At 58.8% G+C, this 6,366-nt stretch carries 4 protein-coding genes, 1 tRNA gene and 1 pseudogene; 4 read left to right on the forward strand and 2 right to left on the reverse strand.

Annotation, left to right across the window (positions count from 1 at the left end; all coding sequences use genetic code 11):
* Nucleotides 1-30 precede the first annotated feature (30 nt).
* The 4 genes from prfB to IWX87_RS16450 all read left to right on the forward strand — a co-directional run bounded on the left by prfB (nt 31) and on the right by IWX87_RS16450 (nt 5,058).
* Nucleotides 31-1,135, forward strand: a protein-coding gene (gene prfB, locus IWX87_RS16435) for a peptide chain release factor 2 (protein WP_196864602.1) whose coding sequence is annotated in 2 segments (ribosomal slippage) — nt 31-111 and nt 113-1,135 — 1,104 coding nt in all. Because the reading frame shifts where the segments join, the coding sequence is not laid out codon by codon here.
* Between the two features lie 51 nt (nt 1,136-1,186).
* Nucleotides 1,187-3,910: an aminopeptidase N gene (gene pepN / locus IWX87_RS16440; RefSeq protein ID WP_196864603.1), complete on the forward strand. Its 2,724-nt coding sequence runs from the start codon at nt 1,187-1,189 to the stop codon at nt 3,908-3,910.
* 52 nt (nt 3,911-3,962) lie between these two features.
* A complete protein-coding gene (locus IWX87_RS16445; protein WP_196864604.1) occupies nt 3,963-4,970 on the forward strand; it encodes a class 1 fructose-bisphosphatase in 1,008 nt (335 codons plus the stop codon).
* Between the two features lie 12 nt (nt 4,971-4,982).
* A tRNA-Thr gene (locus tag IWX87_RS16450) sits at nt 4,983-5,058 on the forward strand.
* A gap of 165 nt (nt 5,059-5,223) precedes the next feature.
* Here the strand turns inward: IWX87_RS16450 and IWX87_RS16455 are convergent.
* Both IWX87_RS16455 and IWX87_RS16460 read right to left on the reverse strand, forming a co-directional pair.
* Nucleotides 5,224-5,577 (reverse strand): hypothetical protein, encoded by a 354-nt coding sequence (locus IWX87_RS16455; RefSeq protein ID WP_196864605.1) that lies wholly within the window; start codon nt 5,575-5,577, stop codon nt 5,224-5,226.
* 401 nt (nt 5,578-5,978) lie between these two features.
* Nucleotides 5,979-6,272 (reverse strand): annotated as a pseudogene (locus IWX87_RS16460) (integrase core domain-containing protein); the annotation flags it as partial.
* Between the last annotated feature and the right edge of the window lie 94 nt (nt 6,273-6,366).

The raw sequence follows: 6,366 nt of genomic DNA on the forward strand, positions 1-6,366 counted from the left end.
TGAATTCAGACAACGACAGGACTTTTCCCCATGGACGCAGAACACATCAACACCATTTCCAACCAGATCGAGGACCTGAGCAATCGGGTGACTGAACTCAGGGGGTATCTTTGACTACCCTGCCAAAGCCCGAAAACTGAACGAAGTCAACGCCGCACTTGAAGACCCCAAAGTCTGGGACAACCCGAAGCGCGCGCAGGAACTCGGCCGTGAGAAAAAATCGCTCGAAGACGTGGTGCTGATCCTGGACCGGCTGGAGCAGGAACTTTCCGACAACACCGAGCTGTTCGAAATGTCGAAGGACGACAACGACGAAACCGGCATGCGTGCCATTGAGGGCGAAGCCGCCAAGGTGGCCATAGAAGTCGAGAAGATGGAATTCCGCCGGATGTTCAACAACCCGGCCGATCCGCTCAATTGTTTTCTCGACATCCAGTCCGGCGCCGGTGGCACCGAAGCCTGCGACTGGGCCAGCATGCTGCTGCGCCAGTACCTGAAGTACGCCGAGCGCAAGGGGTTCAAGACCACGATCGAAGACGAGTCCGCAGGCGACACCGCCGGCATCAAGGGCGCGACCATCAAGATCGAGGGCGAGTATGCCTTTGGCCTGCTGCGCACCGAAACCGGCGTGCACCGGCTGGTGCGCAAGTCGCCGTTCGACTCGTCGGGCGGACGCCACACGTCGTTTGCGTCGGTGTTTGTCTATCCCGAGATTGACGATTCAATCGAGATCGACATCAACCCGGCAGACGTTCGCACCGACACCTACCGCGCCAGCGGCGCCGGCGGCCAGCATATCAACAAGACCGATTCGGCCGTGCGCCTCACGCACATCCCGACCGGCATCGTTGTGCAGTGCCAAGAAGGCCGCTCGCAACACGGCAACCGCGATGTCGCCTGGAAGCGCCTGCGCTCGCGGCTGTATGACTTCGAGTTGCGCAAGCAGCAGGAAGCGCAGCAAAAGCTCGAGGACACCAAGACCGACGTGGGCTGGGGCCACCAGATCCGCAGCTATGTGCTGGACAACAGCCGCATCAAGGACTTGCGTACCAACTACGAAACCTCGGCGACGCAAAAGGTGCTTGACGGCGACCTGGATCAGTTTATCGAGGCGTCGCTGAAGCAAGGCGTCTGATGGCAGTTTCGGCCGCCCGTTTTGAATTTCTGGATTTTTGAGGAACCCCCCATGCTGCAAATGCTTGACGGAACAGGACCCGGCGCCGCCGTGGTCATCAACCGCGCCGACTACCGCGCGCCGGCCTACTGGATCGACACGGTCGATCTGTGCTTTGACCTGGACCCGGTCAAAACGCGCGTACTCAACAAGATGACGCTGCGCCGCAACCCCGAGGTGCCTGCGCAGCCGCTGCGGCTGGACGGCGAGGAACTCAACCTGTCGCGGGTTCAGGTCAATGGCCAGGGAACGTCGTTCAAGATGGAAGGCGGCCAGCTGGTGCTATGCGACCTGCCCGACGCGTTCGAGCTGGAAATCTTCACCACCACCTGCCCGTCCAAAAACACCAAGCTGATGGGCCTGTACGTCAGCAACGACTCGTTCTTCACGCAGTGCGAAGCCGAGGGTTTCCGGCGCATCACCTATTTTCTCGACCGCCCGGACGTGATGGCGAGCTACACCGTCACGCTGCGGGCCGACAAGGCGAAATACCCGGTGCTGCTGTCCAACGGCAACCTGGTGGCGCACGGGCCGCTCGACAACGGCCCGAACGGCGAGCGGCATTTCGCCAAATGGGTCGATCCGCACCGCAAGCCCAGTTACCTGTTTGCCTTGGTGGCCGGTCAATTGGTGGCGCGCGAGCAGCGCATCACCACGCGCGCCGGCAAGGACCATTTGCTGCAGGTCTATGTGCGGCCAGGCGACCTGGACAAGACCGAGCACGCCATGGTGTCGCTGATGCATTCGGTCGCCTGGGACGAAGCGCGCTTTGGCTTGAAGCTTGACCTGGAGCGCTTCATGATCGTTGCCACCAGCGACTTCAACATGGGCGCGATGGAAAACAAGGGCCTGAACATCTTCAACACCAAGTACGTGCTGGCGAACCAGGCCACCGCCACCGACGTTGATTTCTCGAACATCGAAAGCGTCGTCGGCCACGAATATTTTCACAACTGGACCGGCAACCGCATCACCTGCCGCGACTGGTTCCAGCTCAGCCTGAAAGAAGGCCTGACGGTGTTTCGCGACCAGGAGTTCTCGCAGGACTTGTGCGCCGCACCTTCGGCCCGCGCCGTCAAGCGCATCGAGGACGTTCGGGTGCTGCGCACCGCCCAGTTCCCCGAAGACGCCGGCCCAATGGCGCACCCGGTGCGGCCTGACAGCTACATCGAGATCAGCAACTTCTACACCGTCACCATCTACGAAAAAGGCGCCGAAGTCGTCCGCATGATGCAGACGTTGGTCGGTCGTGAGGGCTTCGCCAGGGGCATGACGCTGTATTTCGGGCGCCACGACGGCCAGGCGGTGACCTGCGACGATTTTGCGCAGTCGATTGCCGACGCCAACCCGGAATCCGATCTGGCGCGGCTGCTGCCGCAGTTCAAGCGCTGGTACGCCCAGGCCGGAACGCCACGGCTGCAAGCGCAAGGCGTGTACGACGCCGCCGCGCGCAGTTACACGCTCACGCTGGCGCAAAGTTGTGCGCCCACGCCAGGCCAGCCGGCCAAGGAACCGTTCGTGATTCCGGTCAGCCTGGGCCTTCTCGGCGCGGACGGCCAGGATGTGCCGCTGCAACTGGACGGCGAAAGCGTTCCGGCTAAAGGCACGCGCACCGTTGTGCTGACGCAGGAGCACGAAAGCTTCACCTTCGTCAACATCGACGCCGAACCGGTGCCGTCTATCCTGCGCGGCTTCACCGCACCGGTGGTGCTGGAATTTGCCTACACCGACGCCCAGCTGCTGCACCTGCTGGCGCATGACAGCGACCCTTTCAACCGCTGGGAAGCCGGCCAGCGCCTGGCTGTCAACCAAGCCGTTATCGCTATTAAATCCATAGCGATAAGTACAGGCGCATCATGCGCAAACGTGCTAAATGATGCTTATCTTGACGCCATGCGCAAGGTATTGCGCCATCCATCGCTCGATTCAGCCTTCAAGGACCTGGTGCTGACGCTGCCGTCGGAAACCTACCTGGCCGAGCAAATCGACGTGGTTGATCCGCAGCACATCCATGCCGTGCGCGAAGCCATGCGCCAGCAGCTAGCCACTGCACTGCAAGCCGACTGGGAAGCGGCATACGAAGCGAACCACGACACCGGTGCCTACACGCCCGACCCGGTGTCGAGCGGCCGGCGCGCGTTGGCCGGCATGGCATTGACGCACCTGTGCCTGGCCGCGCGGGAAAGTGGCGACACCGTTTGGCCGGGCAAGACGCTGCAGCGCTTCAAGGACGCCGGCAACATGACCGACCGCTTCAACGCGCTGGCGGCTTTGGTGTCAAGCAGCCATGCGCTGGCGGCCCAGGCACTGGCCCTGTTCCATGCCATGTTCAGGGGCGAGCCACTGGTCATCGACAAATGGTTCAGCCTGCAGACTGGCGCGCCCGACCATGGCGGCAATATCCTTCCGGCCGTCAGGCAACTCATGAAGCATGCTGACTTCAGCCTGAAAAACCCGAACCGCGTGCGCAGCGTGGTCAGCACCTTCTGTCAGGGCAACCCGGCTGGTTTTCACCGGCTTGACGGCGCCGGCTACACCTTCTGGTGCGAACGCGTCATCGAACTCGACGCCATCAACCCGCAGGTCGCCGCCCGGCTGGCTCGCGCGCTGGACCGCTGGAGCAAGCTGGCCGAACCCTACCGCAGCCAGGCACAGCAGGCGATTGCCCGAGTTGCCGCCCGCACCGACCTGAGCAAGGACACGCACGAAGTGGTCACACGCGCCTTGGGCCATTGAGCCGGCGTGCGATGCAATGACCCAACCCCCTACCCTGTCAACGGAGTTCCTGATGCCCAAAAACATTTCCCTCACCCGCTACCTGGTCGAGCAGCAGCGCCTCGACGGACACATTCCGCCTGAGTTGCGCCTGCTAATCGAAGTGGTGGCCCGCGCCTGTAAAGGCATCAGCCAGGCCGTCAACAAAGGTGCACTGGGCGACGTGATGGGCACGGCAGGCAGTGAAAACGTACAGGGCGAGATTCAGAAAAAGCTAGACATCATCGCCAACGAAGTGCTGATCGAGGCGAACGAATGGGGCGGTCACCTGGCCGCCATGGCCTCGGAAGAAATGGACAGCATCTACGTCGTGCCCAACCGCTACCCGCAGGGTGAATACCTGCTGATGTTTGACCCGCTCGACGGCTCCAGCAATATCGATGTCAATGTCAGTATCGGCACCATTTTCAGTGTGCTGAAAAAGGCCGAGGGCAACCATGGTGTTGAGGAAAGCGATTTCCTGCAGGCCGGCTCGAGCCAGGTGGCGGCCGGTTATTGCGTCTATGGTCCACAGACCACCTTGGTGCTGACTGTGGGCGACGGCGTCGCCATGTTCACGCTGGACCGCGAACAGGGCTCGTTCCTGCTGACCGAGGAAAACGTGAAGATTCCTGAAAATACGCAGGAATTCGCCATTAACATGAGCAACATGCGGCACTGGGACGAGCCGGTCAAACGCTACATCGACGAATGTTTGCAAGGCAAGGAAGGCCCGCGCGGCAAAGACTTCAACATGCGCTGGATTGCCTCCATGGTCGCCGACGTGCACCGCATCCTGTGCAGGGGCGGCGTATTTTTATACCCGTGGGACAAGCGCGAACCGGAAAAAGCCGGCAAGCTGCGCCTGATGTACGAAGCCAACCCAATGAGCTGGCTCATTGAGCAGGCAGGCGGCGCTGCCACGAACGGCAAGCAGCGCATTCTCGACATCAAGCCAACCAAACTGCACGAACGTATTAGCGTGATCCTGGGCTCTAAAAATGAAGTAGAACGGGTTACCGGCTACCACTCCGGGCTATAATCAGAGGCTAAAGCCGGTGTAGCTCAGTCGGTAGAGCAGCTCATTCGTAATGAGAAGGTCGGGTGTTCGATTCATCTCTCCGGCACCAAATTAGATAAGGGTTCATTGCTATGAAAATAGCAATGAACCCTTTTTCTTTGGCGGGTATGTAAGAGTGGATGTAAGACGATTCCAGAAATTGAGTCCTGCACCAGACGAAGGAAAACCCGCTCGCGGCGGGTTCTTCGCTACTTTGCAAACGTATTTTGTGCAGTCATTTCATTGTTACTTTTTTGCAGTTGCTTTTGATTTGCGCTGTTTCTATAGCTTCAACCTCACCCTTGTATTTGGCTACATCGCCTGCATGGTCGCCTGACAACTTGCTGGCAGGGATTAAAACCAAAAAGACAGTTGCCGCATCAAGGTTGGCTTTGTTGTCTTGTTGCTTTGAATAATCCGTTAACTTTGTCCGAGCGTCTGCCATGCTATCGGTAAGTTGCGAGCAAGTCTGACCCATGTATTTTTCATGGGAGACGAAAGACGCAGATATGCTTTCTGGCCGTGTCGCACATCCAACAATGATTAAGGCAAGACCCAACGCAAAAAATTTGAAGCTAGAAGCAATCATTCGATTTCCATATTGAAACAATAATAGTGTTTACAATTCAAATTGTAACAAGACTTCCATCAGGTTAGCTCACGTTCTAAGTTTTTGGATGTTTAAGCCAACTTACCGTTAGTGAATCTTGTCATGCGCAATCTGCTGGCGCTTGCATCAGCTAGGCCTTGCGTGAAGGTAGGGCATCAAGGTGCGGGCAGCATCAACGTGTAACCGCATCGGTGCACGAGTAGTGTTCATCAGCGCCAATCGCCATTGCAGCAGGTTTTGCGTTTCAGGCCGGCTATTTTCTCAGGTGCGGTTTGTTGCGACAGCCTGCGGGCCTTACTGCACCTTTGCGGGCACCTCCCACATTGTTTTACTGGCCTGGGTCTGACCTTGCCCCTGGATTCCGTATCCCATAACCGAGCTCATGAGTTGGCTTGCCTGGCAAGCCATTCGCTTTCGAATTGCATCGGGCTGACATATGCCAGCGTTGAATGAAGCCGGACTTTGTTGTACCAGAGCAGCCACGCGATAGTTTCATCCTTGGCTTGGCGCCGGGTCACGAAGCGTTGCCCGTGCAAGCGCTCGACCCGCAGCGAGCCGATCAGCGTTTCGCTGCAGGCATTATCCCAACAGCTGCCACGCCGGCTCATGGAACTTGTGATGCCGTACTCTTTGAGCGCGTCCCTGAAGGCGCCGCTGGCGTACTGGCTGCCCCTGACGCCCTTCTGTTTGTCAAGCGGCAATTTGAGATTGCGCAATTTCTTTTGCGCGTTGACGGATCAGGCCAAATACCTCCCGAGCAATGAAGCG

Origin of the sequence: Polaromonas sp. CG_9.7 (assembly GCF_015752205.1) — a bacterium.
Classification (GTDB): domain Bacteria; phylum Pseudomonadota; class Gammaproteobacteria; order Burkholderiales; family Burkholderiaceae_C; genus Polaromonas.

Excerpts from the sequence above, each read along its gene's own strand:
- pepN (WP_196864603.1), top strand. The coding sequence starts at position 1,187 with ATGCTGCAAATGCTTGACGGAACAGGACCCGGCGCCGCCGTGGTCATC.
- IWX87_RS16445 (WP_196864604.1), top strand. The coding sequence starts at position 3,963 with ATGCCCAAAAACATTTCCCTCACCCGCTACCTGGTCGAGCAGCAGCGC.
- IWX87_RS16455 (WP_196864605.1), bottom strand. The coding sequence starts at position 5,577 with ATGATTGCTTCTAGCTTCAAATTTTTTGCGTTGGGTCTTGCCTTAATC.